Origin of the sequence: Streptomyces sp. NPDC091281, assembly GCF_044757425.1 — a bacterium.
GTDB lineage: Bacteria > Actinomycetota > Actinomycetes > Streptomycetales > Streptomycetaceae > Streptomyces.
This window is the reverse complement of the sequence record NZ_JBIVUY010000017.1, coordinates 44,985-67,489: the sequence shown is the minus strand read 5'-3', so window position 1 is coordinate 67,489 and position 22,505 is coordinate 44,985. Positions and strand designations below refer to the sequence as shown.

At 71.6% G+C, this 22,505-nt stretch carries 26 protein-coding genes and 2 pseudogenes; 19 read left to right on the top strand and 9 right to left on the bottom strand.

Annotated features, from left to right (window positions below):
* Positions 1–3 precede the first annotated feature (3 nt).
* From ACIQPQ_RS34305 to ACIQPQ_RS34260, 10 genes are read left to right on the top strand one after another with little or no spacing between them, the layout of a single operon-like run.
* Positions 4–1,083, top strand: a complete 1,080-nt coding sequence (locus tag ACIQPQ_RS34305; RefSeq protein ID WP_401311949.1) for a hypothetical protein — start codon at positions 4–6, stop codon at positions 1,081–1,083.
* Positions 1,083–1,889 (top strand): hypothetical protein, encoded by an 807-nt coding sequence (locus tag ACIQPQ_RS34300; protein ID WP_401311946.1) that lies wholly within the window; start codon positions 1,083–1,085, stop codon positions 1,887–1,889. The genes ACIQPQ_RS34305 and ACIQPQ_RS34300 overlap by 1 nt, the downstream gene beginning before the upstream one ends.
* A gap of 58 nt (positions 1,890–1,947) precedes the next feature.
* Positions 1,948–2,697, top strand: coding sequence for a hypothetical protein (locus ACIQPQ_RS34295; protein WP_401311943.1), 750 nt, complete (start codon positions 1,948–1,950; stop codon positions 2,695–2,697).
* Positions 2,697–3,089, top strand: coding sequence for a hypothetical protein (locus ACIQPQ_RS34290; RefSeq protein ID WP_401311940.1), 393 nt, complete (start codon positions 2,697–2,699; stop codon positions 3,087–3,089). Before ACIQPQ_RS34295 ends, ACIQPQ_RS34290 begins: the two co-directional genes overlap by 1 nt.
* On the top strand, positions 3,089–3,613 hold the full coding sequence (locus ACIQPQ_RS34285) for a hypothetical protein (RefSeq protein ID WP_401311937.1): 525 nt from the start codon (positions 3,089–3,091) through the stop codon (positions 3,611–3,613). The genes ACIQPQ_RS34290 and ACIQPQ_RS34285 overlap by 1 nt, the downstream gene beginning before the upstream one ends.
* A 32-nt stretch (positions 3,614–3,645) precedes the next feature.
* Complete coding sequence (locus ACIQPQ_RS34280; RefSeq protein WP_401311934.1) at positions 3,646–3,924, top strand: hypothetical protein; 279 nt, start codon at positions 3,646–3,648, stop codon at positions 3,922–3,924.
* Positions 3,924–4,115 (top strand): hypothetical protein, encoded by a 192-nt coding sequence (locus ACIQPQ_RS34275; RefSeq protein WP_401311932.1) that lies wholly within the window; start codon positions 3,924–3,926, stop codon positions 4,113–4,115. The genes ACIQPQ_RS34280 and ACIQPQ_RS34275 overlap by 1 nt, the downstream gene beginning before the upstream one ends.
* Positions 4,112–5,065, top strand: coding sequence for a hypothetical protein (locus tag ACIQPQ_RS34270; RefSeq protein ID WP_401311929.1), 954 nt, complete (start codon positions 4,112–4,114; stop codon positions 5,063–5,065). The genes ACIQPQ_RS34275 and ACIQPQ_RS34270 overlap by 4 nt, the downstream gene beginning before the upstream one ends.
* 3 nt (positions 5,066–5,068) lie before the next feature.
* On the top strand, positions 5,069–5,269 hold the full coding sequence (locus tag ACIQPQ_RS34265) for a hypothetical protein (RefSeq protein ID WP_401311926.1): 201 nt from the start codon (positions 5,069–5,071) through the stop codon (positions 5,267–5,269).
* 12 nt (positions 5,270–5,281) lie between these two features.
* Positions 5,282–5,575 carry a hypothetical protein gene (locus tag ACIQPQ_RS34260; protein WP_401311923.1) on the top strand — a complete coding sequence of 98 codons (294 nt, stop codon included), beginning with the start codon at positions 5,282–5,284 and terminating at the stop codon, positions 5,573–5,575.
* 702 nt (positions 5,576–6,277) lie between these two features.
* Here ACIQPQ_RS34260 and ACIQPQ_RS34255 read toward each other — a convergent pair.
* Together ACIQPQ_RS34255 and ACIQPQ_RS34250 are read right to left on the bottom strand one after the other, a co-directional pair.
* Complete coding sequence (locus tag ACIQPQ_RS34255) at positions 6,278–6,901, bottom strand: 2'-5' RNA ligase family protein (RefSeq protein ID WP_401311921.1); 624 nt, start codon at positions 6,899–6,901, stop codon at positions 6,278–6,280.
* Positions 6,902–6,914: 13 nt separating this feature from the next.
* Positions 6,915–8,390: an XRE family transcriptional regulator gene (locus ACIQPQ_RS34250; RefSeq protein WP_401311918.1), complete on the bottom strand. Its 1,476-nt coding sequence runs from the start codon at positions 8,388–8,390 to the stop codon at positions 6,915–6,917.
* A 350-nt stretch (positions 8,391–8,740) separates the two neighbouring features.
* Here ACIQPQ_RS34250 and ACIQPQ_RS34245 point away from each other — a divergent pair, with 350 nt between their 5' ends.
* From ACIQPQ_RS34245 to ACIQPQ_RS34235, 3 genes are all read left to right on the top strand, one after another.
* Positions 8,741–8,896 (top strand): hypothetical protein, encoded by a 156-nt coding sequence (locus tag ACIQPQ_RS34245; RefSeq protein ID WP_401311916.1) that lies wholly within the window; start codon positions 8,741–8,743, stop codon positions 8,894–8,896.
* A 44-nt stretch (positions 8,897–8,940) separates the two neighbouring features.
* Positions 8,941–9,264: a DUF6415 family natural product biosynthesis protein gene (locus tag ACIQPQ_RS34240; RefSeq protein WP_401311913.1), complete on the top strand. Its 324-nt coding sequence runs from the start codon at positions 8,941–8,943 to the stop codon at positions 9,262–9,264.
* Between the two features lie 354 nt (positions 9,265–9,618).
* Entirely contained in the window at positions 9,619–10,782 is a 1,164-nt protein-coding gene (locus tag ACIQPQ_RS34235) for a methyltransferase domain-containing protein (protein WP_401311911.1), read from the top strand.
* A gap of 393 nt (positions 10,783–11,175) precedes the next feature.
* Here ACIQPQ_RS34235 and ACIQPQ_RS34230 read toward each other — a convergent pair whose 3' ends face one another.
* From ACIQPQ_RS34230 to ACIQPQ_RS34220, 3 genes and pseudogenes are all read right to left on the bottom strand, one after another.
* Positions 11,176–11,412 (bottom strand): helix-turn-helix domain-containing protein, encoded by a 237-nt coding sequence (locus ACIQPQ_RS34230; protein ID WP_401311908.1) that lies wholly within the window; start codon positions 11,410–11,412, stop codon positions 11,176–11,178.
* Between the two features lie 363 nt (positions 11,413–11,775).
* Positions 11,776–12,339, bottom strand: a pseudogene (locus ACIQPQ_RS34225) (FAD-dependent oxidoreductase); the annotation flags it as partial.
* 266 nt (positions 12,340–12,605) lie between these two features.
* A complete protein-coding gene (locus ACIQPQ_RS34220; protein WP_383778859.1) occupies positions 12,606–12,812 on the bottom strand; it encodes a hypothetical protein in 207 nt (68 codons plus the stop codon).
* A gap of 134 nt (positions 12,813–12,946) precedes the next feature.
* On the opposite strand from ACIQPQ_RS34220, the pseudogene ACIQPQ_RS34215 reads away from it, so the two are divergent.
* The 4 genes and pseudogenes from ACIQPQ_RS34215 to ACIQPQ_RS34200 all read left to right on the top strand — a co-directional run.
* Positions 12,947–14,149, top strand: a pseudogene (locus ACIQPQ_RS34215) (MMPL family transporter); the annotation flags it as partial.
* Between the two features lie 186 nt (positions 14,150–14,335).
* Complete coding sequence (locus tag ACIQPQ_RS34210; protein WP_401312221.1) at positions 14,336–15,337, top strand: MMPL family transporter; 1,002 nt, start codon at positions 14,336–14,338, stop codon at positions 15,335–15,337.
* A gap of 66 nt (positions 15,338–15,403) precedes the next feature.
* Positions 15,404–15,532: a hypothetical protein gene (locus ACIQPQ_RS34205; protein ID WP_401312226.1), complete on the top strand. Its 129-nt coding sequence runs from the start codon at positions 15,404–15,406 to the stop codon at positions 15,530–15,532.
* Between the two features lie 131 nt (positions 15,533–15,663).
* A complete protein-coding gene (locus ACIQPQ_RS34200) occupies positions 15,664–15,942 on the top strand; it encodes a GlsB/YeaQ/YmgE family stress response membrane protein (protein ID WP_401311905.1) in 279 nt (92 codons plus the stop codon).
* A 112-nt stretch (positions 15,943–16,054) separates the two neighbouring features.
* On the opposite strand, the gene ACIQPQ_RS34195 is transcribed toward ACIQPQ_RS34200, so the two are convergent.
* The 3 genes from ACIQPQ_RS34195 to ACIQPQ_RS34185 all read right to left on the bottom strand — a co-directional run bounded on the left by ACIQPQ_RS34195 (position 16,055) and on the right by ACIQPQ_RS34185 (position 18,897).
* Positions 16,055–16,951 (bottom strand): Gfo/Idh/MocA family protein, encoded by an 897-nt coding sequence (locus ACIQPQ_RS34195; RefSeq protein ID WP_401311902.1) that lies wholly within the window; start codon positions 16,949–16,951, stop codon positions 16,055–16,057.
* A gap of 231 nt (positions 16,952–17,182) precedes the next feature.
* Positions 17,183–17,383, bottom strand: a complete 201-nt coding sequence (locus ACIQPQ_RS34190; protein WP_401311899.1) for a hypothetical protein — start codon at positions 17,381–17,383, stop codon at positions 17,183–17,185.
* A 71-nt stretch (positions 17,384–17,454) separates the two neighbouring features.
* Positions 17,455–18,897 (bottom strand): diaminopimelate decarboxylase, encoded by a 1,443-nt coding sequence (locus ACIQPQ_RS34185; protein WP_401311897.1) that lies wholly within the window; start codon positions 18,895–18,897, stop codon positions 17,455–17,457.
* A gap of 274 nt (positions 18,898–19,171) precedes the next feature.
* Between ACIQPQ_RS34185 and ACIQPQ_RS34180 the strand changes: the two genes are divergently transcribed.
* A complete protein-coding gene (locus ACIQPQ_RS34180; RefSeq protein WP_401311894.1) occupies positions 19,172–20,974 on the top strand; it encodes an ABC transporter ATP-binding protein in 1,803 nt (600 codons plus the stop codon).
* A 164-nt stretch (positions 20,975–21,138) separates the two neighbouring features.
* On the top strand, positions 21,139–21,417 hold the full coding sequence (locus ACIQPQ_RS34175; protein WP_401311891.1) for a DUF5133 domain-containing protein: 279 nt from the start codon (positions 21,139–21,141) through the stop codon (positions 21,415–21,417).
* A gap of 100 nt (positions 21,418–21,517) precedes the next feature.
* Here the strand turns inward: ACIQPQ_RS34175 and tgmB are convergent, their stop codons facing one another.
* Entirely contained in the window at positions 21,518–22,504 is a 987-nt protein-coding gene (gene tgmB / locus ACIQPQ_RS34170; protein ID WP_401311888.1) for an ATP-grasp ribosomal peptide maturase, read from the bottom strand.
* Between the last annotated feature and the right edge of the window lies 1 nt (position 22,505).

The following is a 22,505-nucleotide window of genomic DNA, read 5'->3' as shown; positions in this document are numbered from 1 at the left end:
GCCATGCTGGACATGTCCGAGGTCGCGCTCAATGTCGTCCAGCGCAGCTACACCATGCTCGTACGAGCCAGCTCCTGGCGCGACGGCGAACTGCTCGCGGCCGACATCCCGGTCGCCGACGGCAACGAGAGCATCGACCGAGGCCTCGCCATCCCGGAGCAGGTGACCCTCACCGTGCCCCGGCGCGACCGGGGAATCGACTGGGACCCAGGAGCCGATCCGGACCATCCGCTCGCCGCGTTCGGCCAGCAGCTGCACCTCTCGTTCGGAGTCGACGTCGGCCGCGGCGAGTTCGAATGGATCGACCGCGGCTGGTTCCTGATCACCGAGTCCGGCGCGGACGGCGACACCGTCAACGTCAGCTGCCAGGGCCTTCTCACTCTCGTCGAGGAAGCCGAGTTCGTCGCGCCGTTCCAGCCATCCGGGACCTTCGTATCCACCGCGCGCAGCCTCGTCGAGCCGGCCCTCACCGTCGAGATCAGCGGCCTGCTCCTCGACCGGAGTGTCCCCGTCGGTATGCAGTGGGACACCGACCGGCTCGGCGGCCTCAGCGAACTGCTCACGGCCTGGCCCGCCAGCGCGCACATCACTACGCAAGGGACCCTCCTCGTCGAGCCCCTCACCGACGGCGGCGCTCCCGTCCTCTCCCTCACCGACGGCACCGGCGGGACCGTCATGCGCTGGCTGGGCAGCACCACCCGCGACGGCGCATTCAACTGCGCAGTCGCTCAGGGAGAAGACGCGTTCGGCAACCAGATCCAAGGCGTCGCCTACGACACCGACAGCGCGTCCCCCTACCGGTTCGGTGGGCCCTTCAACCCGCTGCCCGTGCCCTACCCCTTCTCGTCACCGCTGATGACGACGGTCGCGCAGTGCCGGGCCGCAGCTGCCGCGAAAATCATCCAGCTGAGGCGCACCGCCTCGCGCCGCCTGGAGGTGCGGATGGTGCCCCACCCGGGCCTCACGACCGGCGACGTCATCTCCGCCACAGGCGCAGGCCTCACCGGAGCGCCGTGCGTCGTCGAGGCCCTCACGCTGCCGTACTCGCCATCCGAGATGAGTCTCTCGGTGAGGGTCCTCTGATGGCCAACCTCGCCGACACCCGGCTGTCGCTCGCCGGTCAGGGAGCCCTCTACGGCACCGCGCTGACAGCGTCCGCCTCCGGTGCCTGCGCCGCCAGCGTGGCAGGCATCCAGGTCACCGTCCGCGTAGTCCCCGGCCTGACGGTCGCCGTCGGCGCCAACCTGCTGATCCTGCGCCGAGGCTCCACCTACTGGGCCATCGCCAACCTCACCGCGGCGCCCGCCGTACCGCCCACCCCGCCCGCCACCGACACGCCGAGCACCAGTGACCCCGCGCCCGCCCCCAAGCCCACTATCACCACCGGCACCCTGGTCTGCACTCCCGTAGCGACCAGCACGTACCGGAACGGGTCCTGGCGCTCCGACGGCGCGCCGGTCGGCTCGTTCGACACCTACCAAGGACGTTACGCAGGCTCGTCGTTCGGCCGGATGACGGGCTGCGCGTTCTACGGCAGCAAGCCCCGCAGCATCTCCGGCGCCACAGTCACCCGGGCAACCCTCAAGGCGAAGAGGCTGAGCGGCGGCGACTTCGCCGCCCGCACTCCCACCCTGCGCCTCGTCTCCCAGCCCACCAGGCCGTCAGGGGCACCCACGCTCAACGAGTCGACGTCCGGACCGGCCCTCGCCGTCGGCGCCACCACAGGCGGCTTCGTCCTCCCCAACAGCTGGGCCCAGGCGATCGTCGACGGAAACCGTGGAGGGATCGCCATGTCGATCAGCGCCGACAACCCCTACATCCACTTCGCCGGGCGCGGCTCCTGGTCGGCGGCCTGGACGCTCACCATCAGCTGGCGCCGATCCAGCTGACCCACCAGCCGAAGGCTCCGCATGCCGGAACCTGTTGCCCGTCCGTGAAGGAGACGAGGTGTCTGACGAGACCCCGAACGGCGTCGTGTACCCGGAGGCCACCGACCACGCCCGGATCTGGGAGCACTTCCAGACCATGGCAGAGTCGATCGACCCCCAACTCGACATGCCGCAGCGGCAGTCCTTCACCAGCAACGGAACCTGGACGAAGCCCGCCGGAGCCAAGTGGGTTCGGGTGCAGGTCGTTGCTGGCGGTGGTGGCGGCGGTGCCGTAGCCAGCGGCACATCGGGCCAGGGTGCATGCGGCGGCGGTGGCGGCGGCGGTGGCTACGCGGAGAGCATCATCGACGCCTCCACCTTGGGAGCCACGGTGGCGGTAACCGTCGGGGCAGGAGGCAACGGCGGAGCCGGGGGCGCCAACGACGGGCAGGCGGGAGGCGACTCCAGCTTCGGCGCCCTGGTCGTGGCCACCGGCGGGCAGCAGGGCCTCACCATGGCGCGAACTGCCGGAAACTCGGTGGTCATCGGAGGGATCGCCGGAGCGGGAACCGTGGGCGACATCCTCGGACGCAGCGGGGATGGCGGCAACGGTGCGGTCATCGGCGGCGTGCCGGTACCAGGCTCGTACGGTGGGGCCGCCTACCTCGGCGGTCAGCGCCGCGGTACCGCGAGTATGACCGGCGCCGGCGGCACCACTGGCAACGGCCCCGGGGGCGGTGGCGGTGGCGGCATCGTCGGAACGTCGACCAGCGCCTTCACCGGCGGCGCCGGACAGCCCGGCATCGTCATCGTGACCACCTTCTTCTGATGGCTTCCACCGACGACGATCCGCCGCCTGCTTCCATCGTCGAGCAGCGGGACGCATCCGCGCTGGAGCAGTGGGACCTCGCCGAACGGGTCTACCGCCGCTGGGACTGCGGCGCGCTCGTCGAGGAGCGCCCTTTCACCGCCGCCGAGAACGGGTCTGCCGACCAACAGGTCTCCGACACCGCCCGCCAGGCCAACCGTGCCGTTCTGCTGGAACGTGCCCGTACAGCGTTCACCGCCAACGCGGCGTACCTCGCGAAGGTGGCCGCCGGGACCGCGACAAACGTGGACCACCTCGCCCAAGTGCCCGCCCTGACTCGTCAGACACAGGCATTGGTCCGGCTCATCGTCGGTGGCGACTTCCTCGACAACAGCCCGCCAGGAGTGCCGTAGTGCCCTACCTCACGACCGAAGGACTCGTTCTCAAGAAGGCCTTCGCGACCGACCCCTTCCAACCGTCCAGCGACAGCCTCGCCGCAGGCGCCCTGGAGACGAAGAAGATCCCGATCGACCTACCCACCACGACCTACCAGGCCCTGTACCGCGTCGTGCTGGGACCCGTCTCGCCGGGCGACGTCCTCGACGTCACAGCGGCCGCGCGCGTCACCAACGACGCTGGCTACGTCGTCGGAGTGGGCTGGCACCTCTGGCTCTACGACTACTCGAATCCGGCGCGCTCCGCAGGCCCCTGGCGGCGCATCAGCGCCCTCGACGGACAGAACTGCCCACCCGACACGCATCACCTGTCCATCAAGGCTGCCTGCCTCTACCCCATGCCGGACGACTGGCCCACAGGACACCGGCCCGTGGTGGTGCTGCGCGCCGACGCCCACTCCACCGCCTGGCAGCCCGGCGACACGCTCACCGCTGACGCCGGATACGGCCAGCTCATCGTCCGCCACTGGGCTCCCCCCTGACCACCCGCCGCCTGTTCAAAGAGGGGTACATCATGACCACCGTCCGAGCCAAGTTCCGCTGCCTCAGCGTCGCGCAGTTCGCGTCCGCGCCCACGGAGGTGCAGCGCTTCCACAACGACGAGCGGGTCCCCAGCCGCACGACCTGGCCCCGGACCTACCGCTTCCACGCCGTCTACGACCAGAGCGTCCCGGAGGACCTCCGGTACGCCCAGGCCACCCCGTCGGGCGAGCTGCGGCTCGCCGTGGACAATCCGGCCGTGGTGTTCGAGCCCGGCAAGCAGTACTACCTCGACTTCACCCCCGTCGACTGATGGCCCGCCACAACCCCGCCGACCTCGCGCGCACCGCCTACGAGGCGTACGGGGAGAGCACCCTCGGGCTCACTCACGACGGCCGCTCCATGCCCGCGTGGGACGACCTCAGCGACCGCGTCCAGGTGGCGTGGGCCGCCGCCGCTGTTGCAGTCATCCGCCAGACCACCCCCCGAGAGGAAGGGCCATGAGCGCAGGCCCGCAGATCTATCCCGGCGCCAGCAAGGCGTACTGGTTCCAGGGCGCGTACCCCGGCGACGCCCAGGAGGTCAACGTCGTCGTCCTCCACACCACAGAGGGCCGCTCGGTACCCACCTACGGTGGCGGGGCGTCGGCGCCGAACCTGACCGCGCTGCCCGACATCCCCCGACGGAGGCTGAGCTGGTACCAGCACTTCGACTTCGACCGGTCCGCCCGAGCCCTCGTCAACAAACCGGGCGGCGTGAACACGAACACCCTGAACGTCAGCCAGGCCGAACTGGTGGGTACCTGCGACCCGGCCACGCGCCAGGCCTGGGTGAAAGCGGGCCACCGCCAGGACGTCGACTTCATCTACTGGCCCGAGGCCCCGGACTGGGCGCTCGCGGGCGTCGCAGCGTTTCTGGCGTGGGCGCATGCACAACACGGCGTTCCGCTCACCGGGCCGAAGAGCTGGAAAGCCTACCCGGCGTCGGCCGGGGCCAACGGCGTTCGGATGACGTTCGCTGTCTGGGAGGACTTCCGCGGGATCTGCGGGCACATGCACGTCCCGGAGAACACCCACGGCGACCCCGGCGCGATCGACTTCGACCGCATTCTCGCCTTCGCTAAGGGCACAGCACAGGAGCAAGACATGACGCTGACCGACGCCGACGTGAAGAAGTTCTGGACCACCGACGGCATCATCGCCAACCCCAACGCCGACACCGCCAAGGAAAACCCGTACATCGCCCCGGCCACCGGCCTCCGCAACATCGAGATCCTCACCCGCCGCGTCGACAAGACGCTTGCCGGGCTCGTCGCTTCGAACGCCGCGCTCAGCGCCACCGTCGGCGCCCTGGCCAAGGGCGGCGGACTGACCGCTGCGGAGATCCAAGAGGCGGCAGAGGCTGGCGCCAGGGCCGCCCTCGACCAACTCGGCGCGAAGCTCCAGGAGGACTGACCGATGAAACCGCCCCGCTACGCCAAGGCCATCGCCGCGGGCTTCGCCGCTGGCTCGACCGCAGTCGTCACCGCGCTGAACGACGGCATCTTCACCACGGGCGAGGGCGTCACCGTCGTCTTGGCCGTCCTCGGCGCGCTCGGGATCACCTGGGTGGTCCCGAACCAGCAGCGGCCCTCCCCGGACCAGCGGCCGCAGGCCTGACCGGGAGGACCTGTGCCCGACGAGCCGACCAACGGCGAGCTGGGACGACTGATCGAGGCCCTCCGCAGCGAGATGCGCGATGACCTCGCGGGTCTCAACCAGCGTCTCGACCGCGTGGTCCCTCTCGACGTCTACACCATCGAGAAGACCCAGCTCACCAAGCGGCTCGACGACCTCGAAACCGCGCGAAAGCAGGAAGCGGAGAAGCTCACCGCCACCCGCCGGTGGATGGTGGGCACCGTCATCACCGTGGTGGTCGCCGTCCTGCCCTACCTCGGCGCACTCATCAAGGGGGCAGGGGCATGAAGAGCGGCCGCCGCGCGGCGCCCCGCTCCTGGGCGTGGATGAGCGACCTGCTCGTCGTCCTCGGCGCGCTCCTCGCCGGGGCCGCACTCATCACCGTGCAGCAGCTCGCCGGGGACCTCCGCGAGGCCAACCACGCACGGGACCTACTGGCCTCGCAGGTTCAGCGGCTCGGAGCGACGCCGGTGGCCGGGCCGCCCGGGAGCCGGGGGACACCGGGCGAGAGCGTCACCGGCCCGCCAGGTCCCGCCGGCCCCTCAGGGCCCCCCGGACCGTCCGGCCCGCCCGGGAAGAGCGGCAAGGACGGCACCGACGGAGCAGAGGGTGCTCCCGGTCCAGTGTCGACTGGCGCCCAGGGAGCCGTCGGCGCGTCAGGACTCCCCGGTCCCGCCGGGCCCCAGGGGGAACGAGGACCGATCGGACCGCCCGGACAGAACGGGCAGGACGGTAGGGACGGCGCCGATGGCAGGGACGGAGCCGACGGCCAGTCCTGTCCGGAGGGCTACACCCTTCAGGCCCCTCAGTACGACGCGAATGCCCTGGTGTGCCGCCGAGATGCAGAGCCGCAGCCCAGCGACAGCGGATCACCCACAGCGCTGGGCCTGGCGCTCGACCCCCTGAGGCGCCAGTACTCCTGAACACCCGTCAGCCCCCGCCACCAGATGGTGGCGGGGGCTGTTCGGCATGTCCGCGGGGCGTCCGCGACTACCCGAGTGGTACTCGCGCGTACGTCTCCCACTCGTACATGCGGTTGTCGCGATGAATCACGATCAGCTCGGCGGAGGTGATGCGTGACTGAGCGGGCGCCGGGTTCGTCCCGGACAGCGCCGCGGCGACGGGGGCCGCCGGGCCGTCTCCGGCGCTGTAGGCGACCGACACGTGAGGGGTGAAGCCCTCGGCTTTCTCCGGGACGTCTTGGACAACGTCACCAATGGCAGCACGGATCGCGTCCCGGACGGCTCGGACCGGACCGTCCGGGTGTACGGGCAGAAGCACGGCTTCTGGGTCCAAGATCGCCGGGCCGAGTTCCGCGTCGAACGACGGGACCGCAGACAGCCTCTCGCCCGCGGCCTCGGAAATGGCGCGCACGTCGGAGTCCTTGACGTCCCCGACGAAGCCGATCCCCTGCATGGTCAAGTGCAACCACTGGTCGGGAATCAGCGTGAGCACGTCTCCGACCGGGGCCAAGGCAGATCGATACGAACCGGCGAGTCGGTGCACGTCGTCCTGGCCGTCGAACGTGAGGTGCCAGGTGTAGAAGCGGCGTCCGACGCTCCAACCGGGCCGCCACCACCAGTGGTTGCGCATGCTCTCGAAGTCTGTCGTCATGCCCGCGATCAAATCAGGAGGCGGCCTCAGCTGGCGAGAGCGCCAGGTGCCGGGGAGCCGAGTCCAGACAGAAGTCCTCGATCGCCGATCGCAGACCGACACCTGCTCGCCCAGTCGAACGCCCTATGGCAGCGGTCAGTTCCCCGAGCCTGCGGGTGACGGGTTGGAGGCGCTGGTCCGGTGGCAGGGAAAGGACCGGAGCGAGGGCTTCTAGCGCGCCTTCCGCTTCGCCCGTGCTCAGGTGCGCGGAGGCCTTGCTGATATGGATCTGGGCCTCGGTACCGTACGCGCGGACGGGCTGGGCCCTGAGCAGGGCCAGGGCGTGATCCGCGGAGACAAGAGCCTCGGAAGGGCGTCCGACGCGGAGTTGGACACCTGCGGCGTAGTTCTGCTGGCGAGCGGGTGCGCAGGCAAAGATTCCGCCGATCTCGTCGTCCTCGCCCGCTGCCACACGGGCATCATCGGCGCGCGCCAGGGCGCCGAGCGCTTCGGCCTCGGCGCCGAGCCGGGACCACGCATCGGCCTCTTGGCAGGCCAGCAGGACGCCGACGGTGCCGCTCGGGCGGCATGTGGCGCCGAGGCGGGCGTAGTTGATGGCATCACGCAGACGCCCGTCCCAGAAGGCCACCTTGGACCGAGTCGACAACACCCAGGCTCGGAGCGTGTTCTGTCCAGATAGCTCTGCACACAGCCATGCTGTGCGGCCCTGGGTGTCGGCGTTGCGCAGGTGGCCGAGATCCGAGGACATCCAGGCCAGGAGTCCGCACAGGTACCCGGCTGCCGTGTAGAGGTCCGCGGACTGGCGCGGATACTGGTGTCCTTCGAGCAGGGCGAACACCCGATCGCGGAGTACGCGTGTGCGGACGAACAGCGGGATCGGGTCCGCGACCAGGTAGTCGGAAGCGAGTGCGCGCGTGTCCGCCAGCAGCTGCTCCAGCGCGATGTCTCCGACGTTCGATGCCTCGGTGAACTGCGCCCAGGTGGCGGACTCGTCGGCAGCCAGCCGTACAAGCTCACTTCCCGTCGGCTCGCTGACGGTCGGCAGCACGACGGGAGGGGCGGCAGGCTCGGGGACGGCCGCCGCGGTGTCGGGTTGGGCCAGGACACGGAGGTCGGTGTCGGGGAGCGCCTGACGGTCTTCTATGTCGAGAAGGTCTTCGACGCGGCAGCCGTACGCGTCCGCCGTGGCGAGCAGAACCGGAAGAGTGGGCCGCCGGGCAGAGGGGCCCGGCCACTTCTCCCACTTGGCCACCAACGAGGCATCGGCGGCCACGGGCTCACCGGGTCCGCGAGTACTCGCCTGCGTGACGCGGTCCGCGGCTTTCTGAAGAGTCCAGCCCTTGGCGTGTCGCCAGGCTTCCCGCGGGCGCATGGCGAAACGGGCGCGCATCTCCATAGCGATGTCGCTGGCTGTGCATCCCATGGCGGTCATGTTCTGGCGGAGGGCGTCCCGGTCGGCTTTGGAACCGGTCTTGGGGCGGACGGTCATGTCTGGCTCCCTGCGCTGTGTCCTTCGCTCAAGGTAGCGGCCCGGCTGCTGAACTAGGTTCTCAGTGGCAGCAATTGACGGCGCATCCTGTACAACAAGCCGTCCAGAAATCGGCATCGCCGCAGCTCCTCGAACTACGTGGTGTCCAAGAAAGTTGGACACGAGTGCCCGTGACGGAGAGTGCCGTAATTGGCACGCTAGGGAATCAGATGGACCAGCCGGGACAGCCCACCCCATTGCCCCTCCCGGCGCCCAAGCGAACGGCTCCTGGCCGTGGCCAACCCGAGGAACGTGTGGCTGAGATGACGAAAGGCACCGTCGCGCTCGCAGAATCCGCTGAGGCTCCGGGAATGACGATCCGGGTCTACACCGTGGACCGGCACGGCACGATCACCGCCGATCACGGCATCCGCGTCGTGACGAAGACGAACCCGCCCGACCTGCCGCTGTGGACCCGTGTCCCCCCGTGCGAGTGTCCACTGCACCGCGGGGTCGGTACCGGGTGACCCGCACGCTGCCCGATCAGGCCACCCGCCCTGACGTGTCCAGGATGCGCGATACCGCGCGATGCCTGGTGACCACCGACGGCGGGCCGGTGCTACCGGCCCCGGACGGAGCGGGCCTCACGGCTCTCACCGCTGCGCTCGGTGAGCACCTGGAGGCCCTCATCCCCCTCGTCGAGGAGGGGCTCCGCCGCACGACGACCGACAGCGTGGCGCGGCACTGCGCGCTCGCCTGTCTCGGTGACGCCCGTCTGCGACTGCGAGCACAGCCCAGCGCCCGTCATCACGGCGCCCTCGGGCACGCACGTCGACTTGCTCGGGCCCTGAGGTCGCTGTGCGAGCACTACGAGCAGCTCTACTCGCTGCGATGAAGGCGATTGCCGGCCTTCTGATCTACGTCGCGGCTGTGACCGCCCCCGTCCTCGCCCTGGTGCTGGCCCGGACCTCGACCTGACGCACCCCCACGGCGACCGCAGGGTCAGGGTCGCACCCCAAGAACGTCCGCTCCTGCAACCGGTCCGGAAGCCGGGAGCAGGAGCGGACTCCTCCCGCGCGAGAGCGGGGGGAAAGCAAGATGAAGTTCCATACGAAGGAGCACAGATGAAGGTGTACCTGATGAGGGCGAACGGCGGAGGCGGCGAGGGCGGTGACGGTTTGCCCGGCGAGCCGTGGCCGGGGCCCGAAGAGCCCCCGTCGCCCGACGGCGGCCCTCGCTACGCCGGCTGATGAAGCTCACCGGAGTGGAGGAGGGGCGGTCCGCTCTGGGCCGCTCCCTTCTTGAGCATCAGGACCTGTCCGCGGACTGGGTCCCGTCCTTCGTCGCTGTGCCGCGAGCCGCGTTCCTCCCCGACCTCATGTGGCCCCATGACATGGAGACGGGCGACGCGGTAGCGGTGGACCGGCGTCAGGAACCGGCCCTCTGGCAGGGCTACGCCGACGCCGACGTCCCGATCGTCACCCAGTGGGACGACGGAGTGGGCGACGGCCCTGGAGTGGTGCCCACGTCGTCGGCGTCGATGCCGTCGATCGTCTTCCGCATGCTCCGCGACCTCAGGGTCGAGGCAGGCCACCGGGTTCTGGAGATCGGGACGGGAACGGGCTGGAACGCCGCTCTGCTCGCTCACCGCCTGGGCTCGGAGAACATGGTCAGCATCGAGATCGATCCGCAGGTGGCCGAGGTCGCCCGTCAGCGCCTCGCAGCCTTCGGGGCCTTGGGGCACGTGCTCACCCGAGACGGAACCGAGGGCGATGCCAGCGGGGCGCCCTACGACCGTGTCATCGTCACGGCCGGGGTGCGCAGAATTCCGCCCGCCTGGCTGGAGCAGACCAGTTCCGACGGGCTGATCGTGGTGCCCTGGGGCACGCACTTGAGCAACGAGGACGCCATCCTGCGCCTGAAGGTGGACCACGGCGGGGCGTCCGGGCGCTTCACCAGCCCCTGCGAGTTCATGAAGGTCCGCTCTCAGCGGCTCGCCTTCGACGGCCACCGCAGCTACGTTCCCGGAGGGGTCGCAGACGCTGACAGGGCAACCGCGGCCGTCTCCGAGGAACAACTGCTCGGCAAGGGGCACTTCGACGCCCGGACCTTTGCGATCGGGCTCCGGGTGCGGGACTGCTACCGGATTGTCGCGCCCGCGCGGGACGGAACCCGGCCCGTGTGGTTCTACGGTCTCACCGACCGCTCCTGGTCCTGCGTGATGCTTCGGTCCGACGCCGAGGCCGTCGTTTACCAGGCAGGTCCTCGACGGTTGTGGGACGAGGTCTCCGATGCTCTTCGATGGTGGAAAGCCGCCGGAGCGCCGGGCCATGACCGGTTCGGCCTGACCGTCACCGCCACCGGCGAGCACCTCGCCTGGCTCGACTCTCCGGATGAGTCCTGGCCGGTGTGAGGCCCTGATCGGCCCCGTCTGTCCGCTTCCCCCGTGGCGGATGGGCGGGGTCTTCACTCTGCATCCCCAAGGAGGAAAGCGTCGTATGAACGCTCGGGACGCGGGACTGCCTGCCCCACCAGCCTTCATGTGGGCGTGTGACGACTGTGTTCGGCTGCTGTGCGCCGTCTGGCTGCGGATCAGGACAGGCGGCGCCTGTATGAGCGCCCAGTTCACCCTGGCCCGGCACATCGCTCGTGATCATCCTGACAAGGTGCCCGCGCCGCACGACGACGGCTGCCATCCGTGCTCCCGGTACGCGGACCGCCCCGACGGCGACCTATGGGCGCAACACAGGGCGCGCGGTCTGTTCCTCCCAGCACGGGTGGCACGCCTGCTGTAGACCGCGAGGGGTCAGTCCGAGCCGACGAGGGCGGAGATCTTCTGATCGAGCACCGAGGCCATGCGCAGGAGGTCTCCGAAGCGGGGATCGGTCTCGCCTGCCTCGATCCGTTGGAGAGCACTGCGCGAGATTCCGGTAGCGGCGGAGAAGCTCAGCTGGGTGTGGTGAGCTGCCGCGCGCATGTCAGCGATGCGTTCGCCCAGGTCGCGGCGTCGCCTGATGATCCATTCCGGGGTCTCGCGGGGCACTCGACAAAATTGGACGGGGCATGGTCAGATGTCAGCACCAGTTCTGATGCTTTTTCTGACGAAACGTCATATGGGGTGTCCAGTCTGGTACTCATCCGTCCCGCCGGGCTCCCGGAAGGGCTCGGCGGGACGGGTTTCTGCCTCTCCGGCGTCCCGGAGAATGTGCGGTTCACACGGGGTGCGCACCCGACGTACCGTCATAAGCCGACCGCGCGGTACTGAATCCGACGTTCCGGTCTAGTCTGAAGCGAGCCCCACCAGCCCCGCTGCGCACTGAGGTCCGGAAGCCTCATGCGCGGCGGGGCCGCTTGCGTGGCGGTCCCAGTCCGTGCACCGGTGGTCAAGTGCTAGTGATTACTTGTTTTTCATCCCGATGACGCCCGCGCCGACGATCACCATCGACTGCGGCACGCGTTCGATCGTGAGGACGTTGTCGGAGTCGAGGATCGTCCGCTCGTCGAACTCCACGCTCGCCGGACGGGCGGGCCGGGTGCCGGTCGCGATCACGATGTGGTCGGCACGCAGCAGTTGTTCCTGCCCGCCGGGTTCGCTGACGGCGACGGTGTGCGCGTCCACGAACCGGCCGGTGCCGGAGAACAGCGCGACGTGGTTGCGGGAGAGCTGGCTGCGGATCACGTCGGTCTCCCGGCCCACCACGTGCTCGGTGCGCGCGGTGAGGTCGGCGACGGTGATGTCCTCCTTCAGGCGGTAACTCTGCCCGTAGAGGTCGCGCTGCGTGAGACCGGTCAGATAGAGGACCGCCTCCCGCAGGGTCTTGGAGGGAATGGTCCCGGTGTGGAGCGAGACCCCACCGAGCATGTCGGGGCGGTCGACCACGGCGACGCGGCGGCCGAGTTTGGCCGCGGCGATGGCGGCCTTCTGGCCGCCGGGACCGGAACCGAGGACGAGCATGTCGAAGTCGGGCACCCTCCGGAGTCTGACACCCGGAGGGGCCCGCGCGTAAGGGTGAACGGGCAACGAGGTGCGGCGACGAGGCGCGGGAACGCGGCAACGCGGTGCGGCGGCGGGACGGGGAGGCCGTGGTCCCGGCCAGGCGCCAACAGACCCGAGCGGGGACCAACCGTCCCTGGCAGGGATCAACCGTCCCTGGCGGGGACCATCCGTCCGGCCGTTCGGACGCCCCTTGCCGACCGCCCGTGGTGGGCTTCGCCCGCCCTCGACTGACCCGTCCGTCAGGGCAGCAGTTTCTCGATCGCCGCCGGTCCCTCCTCGTCCAGCTTGCGCCGCGCCCAGGCGAGGTTCCCCGGGGTGAGGTCGCGGCCGGTGGCCAGCACCATGTCCTCGGGCGAGACCTCGGTGCCGGTCCTGGTGTGCAGCAGGGCGTCCGGAGTGACGCGTTCGGGAGAGGGCGGGGAGGCGTCGGGCTGTGAGGTCGGCATGGTCTGCTCCTCGGTCCGGTGGGGCCGCGGCGGCCCCGGTACTGACGTACGCGTCCACCACCGACGGCGTACGCGTCCACTAACACCGTCCACCGCGCGGCCCGACCCTGCATCCCGAGGGCGCCCCCGCCCGGATGCCGCCTTCCCCGTGCCGTCGTCTAATGGGCCGTATCGGGGCAGTCCGCAGCGTTCCCGGCAGAGAAGGCCAGGTCATGGAGACGAGCGGTGACGAGGCGAAGGGGAAGCCGGGGGACGGGCCAGGGAAGGACGCCGCCCCGCGGCCGGCCGGTGTGCTGCGGCGGCTGGGCACCTGGTGCGCCCGCCACTACCTGGTCGTGATCATCGGCTGGCTGGTCGCCCTCGTCGCGCTCCAGGTCGTCGACCGCTCCGTCGGCGGCACCTACCAGGACGACTTCCAGCTCTCCGACGTGCAGTCCGAACACGGTCTGGAAGTGCTGCGCCAGCACGACCCGCAGGCGGGGGGATACAGCAGCCAGATCGTGCTGCACGACGCGGACCAGCCGCTCAGCGCCCTGTCGTCGCAGATGTCCACCAGCGTGGCCGACCTCCAGAAGCTGCCGCACGTGCTGGCCGTGCAGAACCCGCTGTCCCAGACCGCGACCAAGGTCGGGCCCGTCTCCTCCGACGGGAAGACCGCCTACATCACGGTCGGTTTCGACGTGCAGCCCTCCACCCTCGGCGACAGCTACCTCGACGGCGTCGACACGGCCGTACAGCCGCTGCGCGCCGCGGGGGCCGACGTCGAGTACGGCGGGCCGCTCGGTGAACTCGCCCGGCCCGCCCCCGACGACCGGATCAGCGAACTCATCGGCTTCGCCGTCGCCGTCGTCGTGCTGCTGATCGGCTTCGGCAGCGTCATCGCCGCGGGCCTGCCGCTGCTCACCGCCCTGATCAGCGTGGTCGGCGGCCTCGCTGTCCTCGGGCTGCTCGCCGCCGCGTTCACCTTCGCCACCGTGTCACCGACCCTGGCCACCATGATCGGCCTGGGCGTCGGCATCGACTACGCCCTCTTCCTGATCACCCGGCACCGGCAGAACCTCATGGACGGCGCCGACCCCGACGAGGCCGCCGGACACGCCACCGCCACCAGCGGACGCGCCGTCCTCGTCTCCGGCTGCACGGTGATCATCGCGCTGGCCGGGCTCTACGCGTCCGGCGTGAGCTTCATCGGCAAACTCGGCCTCGCCGCCGCCGTCACCGTCGTCTCCGCGGTCGCCGGTGCCCTCACCCTCGTGCCCGCCCTGCTCGGCCTCATCGGCCGCCGCCTCGACCGTTACCGGGTCCGCCACCCCGTCGCCGAGACGAACGCGCCGCCCGGCAGCGACCCCACGGGCACCTGGCACCGGTACGCCAAGCGCGTCGAGCGCCGCCCGTGGAGCTACCTCGCCGCGGGCGTCGCCACGATCGCGGTCCTCGCCATCCCGGTGTTCTCCATCCAGCTCGGGCACATCGGCGACGGCGCCGACCCCACGTCCTTCACCGACCGGCGCGCCTACGACCTGATGACCGACGCCTTCGGCCCCGGCTCCAACGGGCCCCTCACCGTCGTCATCGACCAGACGTCCGTCCCCTCCGACCAGCGCTCCGACCTCTCCTCGCAGGCGCAGAAGACGCTGAACGCCGTCCCCGACGCCGCCACCGTCACCCCGCTCACCGCCACCTCCGACGGCGACGTGCTGATCGGCACCGTCTACTCCACGAAGTCCCCGCAGAGCGCCACCACCACCGACCTCACCAACCGCCTGATCCACGACACCCTCCCCGCCGCCGTCTCCGGCACCGACGCCAAGGGCTACGTCACCGGCACCACCGCCGCCCAGGTCGACTTCCGCGACATCGTGGCGAGCCGGCTGCCGCTGATCATCGGCGTGGTCGTCGCGCTCGCGTTCCTGATCATCCTGGCCGTCTTCCGCGGCCTCCTCGTCGCCGTCAAGGCCGCCGTCCTCAACGTCCTGTCCATCACGGCCTCGTACGGCGTCGTCGTCGCCGTCTTCCAGTGGGGCTGGGGCGGCCCCGCGCTCGGCGTCTCCGGCACGGTGCCCATCGAGAGCTACGTCCCGATGATGATGTTCGCGATCATCTTCGGCCTCAGCATGGACTACGAGATCTTCCTGCTGTCCCGCGTCCACGAGGCCTGGCTGCGCACGGGCAACGCCGAGGACTCCGTCGCCCACGCCCTGGAGATCACCGCGCGGGTCATCACCTGCGCCGCGCTGATCATGGTGAGCGTCTTCGCGGCGTTCATCATCAGCGACAACATCGTCGTGAAGATGCTGGGACTCGGCCTCGCGGTGAGCGTCCTCATCGACGCCACCGTGGTCCGCCTCCTCATGGTGCCCGCCGTGATGACCCTCCTCGGCCGCCACGCCTGGTGGACGCCGCGCTGGCTGGACCGCGTCCTGCCGCACATCGACGCCGAGGGCGGCGGCGCGGCCCCCGCGACGGGGCCCGCCGGACCGGGGAAAGCCGGTGGCCCCACGGCCGGGAGCCCCCCTGCCGTGTGACCGTCCCACCCGCGGCGCCGCCGCCCACGCCGAGGAGTTGGAGGCCGTGTACGCGCGGATCGGGCCGTGTACGCGCGGATCGGGGAAACCGTCGAACTCGTCGCCCCGGACGGCCCGGTGGCCGAGTTCCTGCTCCACATCGAGGACGACCGCGCCTGGTTCCGGTGGAACGACGAGCTTTTCGCCGAGGACTGAGACCGCCCCACGCGACCGCACGTGACCCGCCCGGAACGTCCCGTCGAAGTGGGCCGTCCCCCGCAGGTTTGCGACGGCGCTTCCCGTGCATCCGGAAGACGTACAGATTTTCCGACGGAAAGGGGAGAACCGTGGGCATCATCGCGTGGATTCTGATAGGGCTGCTCGCCGGAGCGATCGCCAAGCTGCTGCTGCCGGGCAAGGACCCGGGCGGCATCATCATCACCATGCTCATCGGCGTCGCCGGTGGTCTGCTCGGCGGCTGGCTCGGCAAGGTGATCTTCGGCGTCGACTCGATCGACGGGTTCTTCGACCTGTCGACCTGGATCGCGGCCATCGCGGGCTCGCTGATCCTCCTCATCCTCTACCGCGCCGTCACCGGCAACCGCCGCTCGCACCGGCACGCCTGACGGACCGTCAGGTAGACGCCTGTCAGGCCTGACGGTCCGTCATCACCGACCGACCGGCACACCTGGCAGACCGTCACCCCCGGTCACCCCGCCACCCGCGTGCCCCGGCTCCTCAGCCGGCGGCGCCCGGCACCCTCGCCAGTACGGCTTCCGCCTCCGCGAGGATCTCGGTGACCCGCAGGCCGAACGCGGCGTCACAGCCGTGGGGACGCCCGTCCCGGGCCGCGGCGCCCAGCGCGTCCGCGGCCCGGCCGAGCGCCACGGCCGCGTCGGAAGCACTCTCCGGCAGCCGTATGACCCCGGCCTCGCCCCGCAGCTCCACCGCCTGACCGGCCGCCTCGGGCGGCGCCGTCAGGCTCAGCGTGAGGGTGCTCGACGCACCCCCGGCGTGCTCCAGGACCAGGTGCGTGGTGTCCCCGGGACCCGGCGCCGCGGCGGCCACCCGGCGCACGTCGCCCAGGACGGGCAGCAGCACCGACAGCGCGTGCGGGCCGACGTCCCACAGGGCGCCCTTCTCCCGCCGCCACGGCGTGGCGAACATGTGGTCCTCGCTCGCGAACACCGAGCCCACCCACTGCGCGTGACCGGTGAACCAGCCGCCCGCGCCCGCCTGTTCGTCGATCCAGGCCGCGGGCTCCGGCAGGAACCGGGTGGTGAAGAAGACCACGGACGCGACCCGCGCCTTCCGCACCGCCCGCACCACGTCCCGGGCGCCCGCCACGGTCGCCGCGAGCGGCTTGTCGAGCAGCAGATGACGCCCCGCCCCGGCGGCCCGCACCGCCAGCTCCGCCTGGACGTCCGGCGGCAGCGCCACCGCCACCGCGTCGACGTCGGCGATCAGCGCGTCCACGTCGTCGTAGGCACGTGTGCCGTGCAGATCGGCCAGTTCCTTCGCCGCCTCGGGGCGCCTGCCCCACACGCCGACCAGGTCGACGCCCTCGTGGGCGCTCAGGACGGGGGCGTGGACCAGCCGCGCCCAGGGGCCGGTGCCGAGCAGACCGATGCGCATGTCGCTGACTCTCCCTGTTGCCGGGGTTCTCCGGGTTCTACCGGGGTTCTACGGGGTTCTCCGGGCCTCGCCCACGCTGACCGGGGCTGTGCCGGGAGGTGACGTCCGGCGTCTCCCGTGACGCCGTCCCGGAGGCGAGCCTCGCACACGTACGGCGCGACGGCGCACGCCGGGGGCGCCTCCCCCTGGCTTCCCCGGGGCCCCGCGCCTCTCCGGAGCGGGGCAGCGCCCTCAGGCGGCGTGCCGCGCGGAGTCCCCGGCCGGAGCGGCCTCCGGCTCCCCGGTGATGCCGCGCACCAGGCGCAGATGCCTGCGGCGGCCCGCGTGCCGGGGCCGGTCGGCGGCCGGGGCGGACAACCCCTCCTCCATCCGGTCCATCAGCACCAGCAGCACGGTCAGCGACGGAAGCAGGAGTACGGCGGTCCACAGCACGGTGAGATCCCCTCGGCAGGCGGTGGCCCCCGAGTGCTCAGCAGGCGACCGTTGATGCCCGCGCCGACCGGTCAGGTCCGTGAAGGTGCCGTGAAACCCGTGAGGAGGGCGTCCGCGTGCGCGAGACCGCTCTCCGCGGCGACCTCCCGCAGCGACTGCGGCGCCCGCACCGGCGCGAACACCACCGTCCCGTCCACCTCCCCGTCCGCCTTCCCCACGGCCACCGTCCCCGTGTCCGCCGTCTCCCCGCCGCGCAGAAAGCCGTACACACCCGGCCGGGGCACGCTGTTGTAGGCCCACGGCGCCGAGAAGTAGTACGCGCCCGTGTCGTGCAGGACGACCCAGTCGCCCTCCGCCAGCTCCGGCAGCGCCCGGTCGTGCGCCACCACGTCCCCGGCGAAGCAGAGCGGCCCTGCGACGTCCTGCCGCAGCGGCGCCGTCTCCTTCGGCGTGCCGTCGGGCCCGTACGCCGAGACCCGCAGCGGCCAGGACTCCGGCATGAACACCGTCCGGGTCGCGAGGTGCCCGCCCGCGTGGGTGAGGGCGATCCGGCGGCCCCCGGCGTCCTTGACGTACTCGACGCGCGCCGCGAGGAAGCCGTTCTTGGCGAGCAGGGACCGGCCGAACTCGGTGACCAGCCCGTAGCGGCCGTCCAGCAGTTCGGGCCGCGCCGCGGCGAGCGCCGCCACGTAGTCGCCGTACGTCGGCGTCACGGTGTCGTCGGCGAAGTTCACCGGGAGCCCGCCGCCCAGGTCCAGGCTGGTCACCTGGCGCCGCCCGGCCCGCGCGTCGATCTCCACGGCCAGGTCGTGCAGGGCCGCCAGCCCCTCCGCGATCAGCGGCAGCGGGCAGCCCTGCGAGCCGACGTGCGCGTGCAGCCGCGTCAGCCAAGGCCGCCGTACGAACGCCTCCACCACCCGCTCGCGGGCGCCCGGGTCGCGCAGCGCCACCCCGAACTTGGAGTGCGCCGTCGCGGTGCTCATAGGCCCGATCGCGCCCCCGCCGACCTGCGGATTGACCCGCAGCCCGAGCACCGAGGCGCTGCCGGGCGGGCGCAGCGCGTCCACCCGCTCCAGCTCGGCCAGGTTGTCGGCGTTGACCGCGACCCCCAGCGCGAGGGCCTGCGCCAGTTCGGTCCGGGTCTTGGCGGGGGAGTCCAGCACGATCCGCTCCGGCGCGAACCCGGCGTCCAGCGCCAGCCGCAGCTCGCCCGGACCGGCGACCTCGCAGCCCATCCCGCTCCCCGCGAGCAGCCGCAGCACCGGCACCAGCGCGCAGGCCTTGGCGGCGAACGTGTGCAGCACGTCCGGGACATGGGCGAAGGCCGCGCGCAGCCCGGCGACGCTGTCACGCACGCCCGCCACGTCCACGAACCCCGCCGACGGCCGGTCCGCGCCGAGCAGCCCCTCGGCGACGGCCCGCCGCAGCACGGGGGCGACGAGCGCGCCACGGTCGTGGGGCGCGGGGGAGGGGGACGGGGACGGGGGCTGCGGGCGGTCGGCGGGGTCGGGCATGCCGGTGCTCCTTCCGGTCGGCCACCGGGCGGCGGCGCTCCCCCCAGCCTGACCCGGCCGCCGCCCGCTGCCGACGGCGACCCGCACGAGACCGGCCACCGGCCGATTCAGCGGCCGTGCTGCTGAATCCGTTCGGATAATCGCGTTGGACCCCCGACGGCCCCCGGCCCCACCCTGGAACCCGTCCGGTGCGCCGCGACCACCTCCCGGCGCACCGGCGTCCGGCACGGGGCCCGCCACCGACCGCGTCCGCACCCTGGGGAGGGCTCCGCCGATGGCGTCGTCGTTCGACCGTCCCCTCGACCACCGCTACCGGGGCGAACACCCGGTCCGCACCCTCGCCTACCTCTTCCGCGCCGACCGGCACCGGCTGGCCGGGGCGGTCCTCGTCTTCACCGTGAAGCACAGCCCCGTCTGGCTGCTGCCGCTGATCACCGCGTCCATCATCGACACCGTCGTCCAGCACCGGCCGATCGCCGACCTCTGGACCAGCACCGGCCTCATCCTCTTCGTCCTGCTCATCAACTACCCCCTGCACGTGCTGTACGTCCGCCTCCTGTACGGCAGCGTCCGCCGCATGGGCACCACCCTGCGCTCCGCGCTCTGCACACGCATGCAGCAGCTTTCCATCGGCTACCACGCACGGGTCAGCGCCGGGGTGCTCCAGGCCAAGGTGGTGCGGGACGTCGAGGCCGTCGAACAGATGGTGCAGCAGACCGCGGAGAACGGGCTCGGCGCGCTCACCGTCCTCACCGGCGGACTCGTCATCATCGCCGTCCGCACCCCCGAGTTCGTGCCGGTCTTCCTCGTCGTGGTGCCCGCCGCCGCCTTCGTCGTGGCCCGGCTCCGCGCCCGGCTGCGCACCCACAACGAGGACTTCCGGCACGAGGTCGAGGCCCTCTCCTCCCGCGTCACGGAGATGACCCGGCTGATCCCGGTCACCCGCGCGCACGGCCTGGAGGGCAAGGCGCTGCGCCGCATGGACGGCACCCTGAGCCGCCTGCTCACCTCCGGACTCCGCCTCGACCTCGTCAACGGCCGCTTCGGCGCCCTCGCCTGGGTCGTCCTCAACGTCGTCGGCGTCCTCGTCCTCGCGGGCGCCGCGCTCGTCTCGTACCACGGCGTCTGGGGCGTCACCCCCGGCGACGTCGTCATGCTGAGCGCGTTCCTCACCACGCTCACCAACTCGACCACCACCCTCACCAGCCTCGCCCCCGTCATCACCAAGGGCCTGGAGTCGGTCCGTTCGGTCGGCGAAGTGCTCCAGGCGCCCGAACTGGAGGACAACGAGGGCAAGGCCGAACTCACCTCGCTGCGCGGCGCGGTGACCTTCGAGCACGTCACCCTCGCCTACGAGGGCGAAGCCGGGGCCGACGGTGAGGGCGGGGGCGGCGGGCGGCCCGCCGTGCGCGACGTCACCCTGTACGTGGCGCCCGGCGAGACCGTCGCCCTGGTCGGCGCGTCCGGCGCGGGCAAGTCGACGGTCCTCAACCTCGTCATCGGCTTCATCCGGCCGACCTCCGGACGGCTGCTGCTGGACGGCACCGACATGAACTCCCTCGACCTGCGCACCTACCGGCGGTTCGTCTCGGTGGTCCCGCAGGAGTCGATCCTCTTCGACGGCACGGTCCGGGAGAACGTGGCCTACGGCATGGAGGACGAGGCCGACGACGACGCGGTCCGCGCCGCCCTGCGGGACGCCAACGCGCTGGAGTTCGTCGAGCGGCTGCCCCAGGGCCTGGACACCCTGGTGGGGGAGCGCGGCGCCCGGCTGTCCGGCGGGCAGAAACAGCGGCTCGCCATCGCCCGCGCCCTGATCAGGGACCCGCGGGTGCTGATCCTCGACGAGGCGACGTCCGCGCTCGACACCCGCTCCGAGGCGCTGGTCCAGGAAGCCCTGGCCCGGCTGCTGCGAGGCCGCACCACCTTCGTGGTGGCCCATCGCCTGTCGACCGTGCGGGGCGCCGACCGGATCGTCGTCATGGGCGAGGGCCGCGTCCTGGAGACCGGCACCCACAAGGAACTCCTCGCCGGGGGCGGCGCCTACACCGCCGTGCACGGCGGGCAGGTGGCCTGAGACCCCCTCCGATCTCTCGGCGCCCTCCGCCCCCTTCGCCTCCTCCGGCCCTTCGGTCACCGAACGGCGAGTTTTCGCCACCGAAGAGTGAGATGTCCGTGCCCTACGCATGAAACGCCCGGGTCCGGGCACACGCAGCACACCACATGGAGAGAGGGGCGCTCGTGATCGTTCCGGACCCGAAGGCCGTCAGAACGCTGCTGACCCGCTACGCGACGCTGAAGATCGCGCAGGCGGAGGGGGAGAGCCCGCTCGCGGCGCGCGAACTGGAGGACGTCACCTACACCCTGTGCGTCCTCATGGGCACGTCCGACGTCCGCGAGGCGGTCGCCGCCGCGGACACCCTGCTCGCCGCCGCGCTCGGCTCCGGCCGGACGCCCGCGCCGCGCCGGGAGATGCCGTCGCGGCAGGACGGCGGGAACGAACTTCCCCTGGCGGTCTGAGACCGCGGGGCCACGGCTCCCCGGTCCCCGGCCCGCGCCCACGACGGGCACGCCCTGAGGGGTCGATCTGAGGAACCGGTCTGAGGACTGAGGGATCGGTCTAAGGGGTCTTGGAGCCGCAGCGGTCGACGGGCCGGCTCTCCCGCCCGGCGGGGGAGCCGGCCAGCCACTCCGCGATGGTGCGGGCGATCGGCTGCCCGGTGTCCACCTCGACGAAGCCGAACTGGCCCGACTGGTTGCACTCCAGGAACCACCACGTGCCGTCCGCGTCCTCCGCGAAGTCGAAGGCGCCGTACGCCAGTTCGGCCCCCTTGAGATAGGTGCGGACGGCGTCCGCGAGCCGGGGCGGGACCTCCACCGGCCGCCAGGGGTGCGGTGAGGGCGCGAACCGGACGTCCACCACCTCCGGATCACCCTCCCCGGCCGTCTCCTTGCGCGCCGCCAGCAGCCGTTCCCCCACGGCGGTCAGCCGGATGTCGGCCCGCTTGGCGATCCGCCGCTGGAGCAGCGTCGGGCCGTACGCCACGGCCGCGAAGTCGGCGCCCGGCGGCACCCGGGTGGTGGGCACCGCCCGTGGCGGGTCCTGCGGATGCGCCCCGGACACCGGCTTGACCACCAGGTCCGGGTACCGCTCGGCGAAGTCCCGCGCGGCCTGCGGGAACGTGGTGATGAGCGTGGCCGGGACCGGCAGCCCGCTGCGCTGGGCGAGCCGCAGCTGCCAGGGCTTGTGCCGGGCCCGGAGCGAGGCGTCGGGATGGTTCATCCAGCGGGCCTCGCTGCCCCGCAGCATCCCGTACAGCGCCTGCGAGGCCTCCTCCGTGAGCCACGCGGACGGTTCGGGCGCGCGGGCCGCCGCGGGGCCCGGCCGCCGCACCCACACCGAACGGAGCGAGTCGAGGCTCACCAGCCGCCCCGCGGACGAGAGATGACCCCGGAACGCTCCGTGCACGTACTCCGCGGAGAGGGCCACGCCGCCGGTGAGGTCGGCGGGGTCGAGCCGGACGACGGGGACCCCCGCGGCGTTCAGGTGGACGACCACCATGTCCGCCGTGACGTCCTCGGCGCAGGTGAGAATGAGCACGGTCATG

What these genes read in the sequence shown, in the direction of transcription:
- ACIQPQ_RS34185 (WP_401311897.1), bottom strand. Translation starts at nt 18,897, where the DNA reads ATGCCCGACCCCGCCGACCGCCCGCAGCCCCCGTCCCCGTCCCCCTCC.
- ACIQPQ_RS34270 (WP_401311929.1), top strand. Translation starts at nt 4,112, where the DNA reads ATGAGCGCAGGCCCGCAGATCTATCCCGGCGCCAGCAAGGCGTACTGG.
- ACIQPQ_RS34195 (WP_401311902.1), bottom strand. Translation starts at nt 16,951, where the DNA reads ATGCGCATCGGTCTGCTCGGCACCGGCCCCTGGGCGCGGCTGGTCCAC.
- ACIQPQ_RS34220 (WP_383778859.1), bottom strand. Translation starts at nt 12,812, where the DNA reads ATGCCGACCTCACAGCCCGACGCCTCCCCGCCCTCTCCCGAACGCGTC.
- ACIQPQ_RS34290 (WP_401311940.1), top strand. Translation starts at nt 2,697, where the DNA reads ATGGCTTCCACCGACGACGATCCGCCGCCTGCTTCCATCGTCGAGCAG.
- ACIQPQ_RS34240 (WP_401311913.1), top strand. Translation starts at nt 8,941, where the DNA reads ATGCGCGATACCGCGCGATGCCTGGTGACCACCGACGGCGGGCCGGTG.
- ACIQPQ_RS34280 (WP_401311934.1), top strand. Translation starts at nt 3,646, where the DNA reads ATGACCACCGTCCGAGCCAAGTTCCGCTGCCTCAGCGTCGCGCAGTTC.
- ACIQPQ_RS34300 (WP_401311946.1), top strand. Translation starts at nt 1,083, where the DNA reads ATGGCCAACCTCGCCGACACCCGGCTGTCGCTCGCCGGTCAGGGAGCC.
- ACIQPQ_RS34255 (WP_401311921.1), bottom strand. Translation starts at nt 6,901, where the DNA reads ATGACGACAGACTTCGAGAGCATGCGCAACCACTGGTGGTGGCGGCCC.
- ACIQPQ_RS34210 (WP_401312221.1), top strand. Translation starts at nt 14,336, where the DNA reads ATGACCGACGCCTTCGGCCCCGGCTCCAACGGGCCCCTCACCGTCGTC.
- ACIQPQ_RS34245 (WP_401311916.1), top strand. Translation starts at nt 8,741, where the DNA reads ATGACGATCCGGGTCTACACCGTGGACCGGCACGGCACGATCACCGCC.
- ACIQPQ_RS34275 (WP_401311932.1), top strand. Translation starts at nt 3,924, where the DNA reads ATGGCCCGCCACAACCCCGCCGACCTCGCGCGCACCGCCTACGAGGCG.
- ACIQPQ_RS34265 (WP_401311926.1), top strand. Translation starts at nt 5,069, where the DNA reads ATGAAACCGCCCCGCTACGCCAAGGCCATCGCCGCGGGCTTCGCCGCT.
- ACIQPQ_RS34180 (WP_401311894.1), top strand. Translation starts at nt 19,172, where the DNA reads ATGGCGTCGTCGTTCGACCGTCCCCTCGACCACCGCTACCGGGGCGAA.
- ACIQPQ_RS34235 (WP_401311911.1), top strand. Translation starts at nt 9,619, where the DNA reads ATGAAGCTCACCGGAGTGGAGGAGGGGCGGTCCGCTCTGGGCCGCTCC.
- tgmB (WP_401311888.1), bottom strand. Translation starts at nt 22,504, where the DNA reads ATGACCGTGCTCATTCTCACCTGCGCCGAGGACGTCACGGCGGACATG.
- ACIQPQ_RS34250 (WP_401311918.1), bottom strand. Translation starts at nt 8,390, where the DNA reads ATGACCGTCCGCCCCAAGACCGGTTCCAAAGCCGACCGGGACGCCCTC.
- ACIQPQ_RS34305 (WP_401311949.1), top strand. Translation starts at nt 4, where the DNA reads ATGCTGGACATGTCCGAGGTCGCGCTCAATGTCGTCCAGCGCAGCTAC.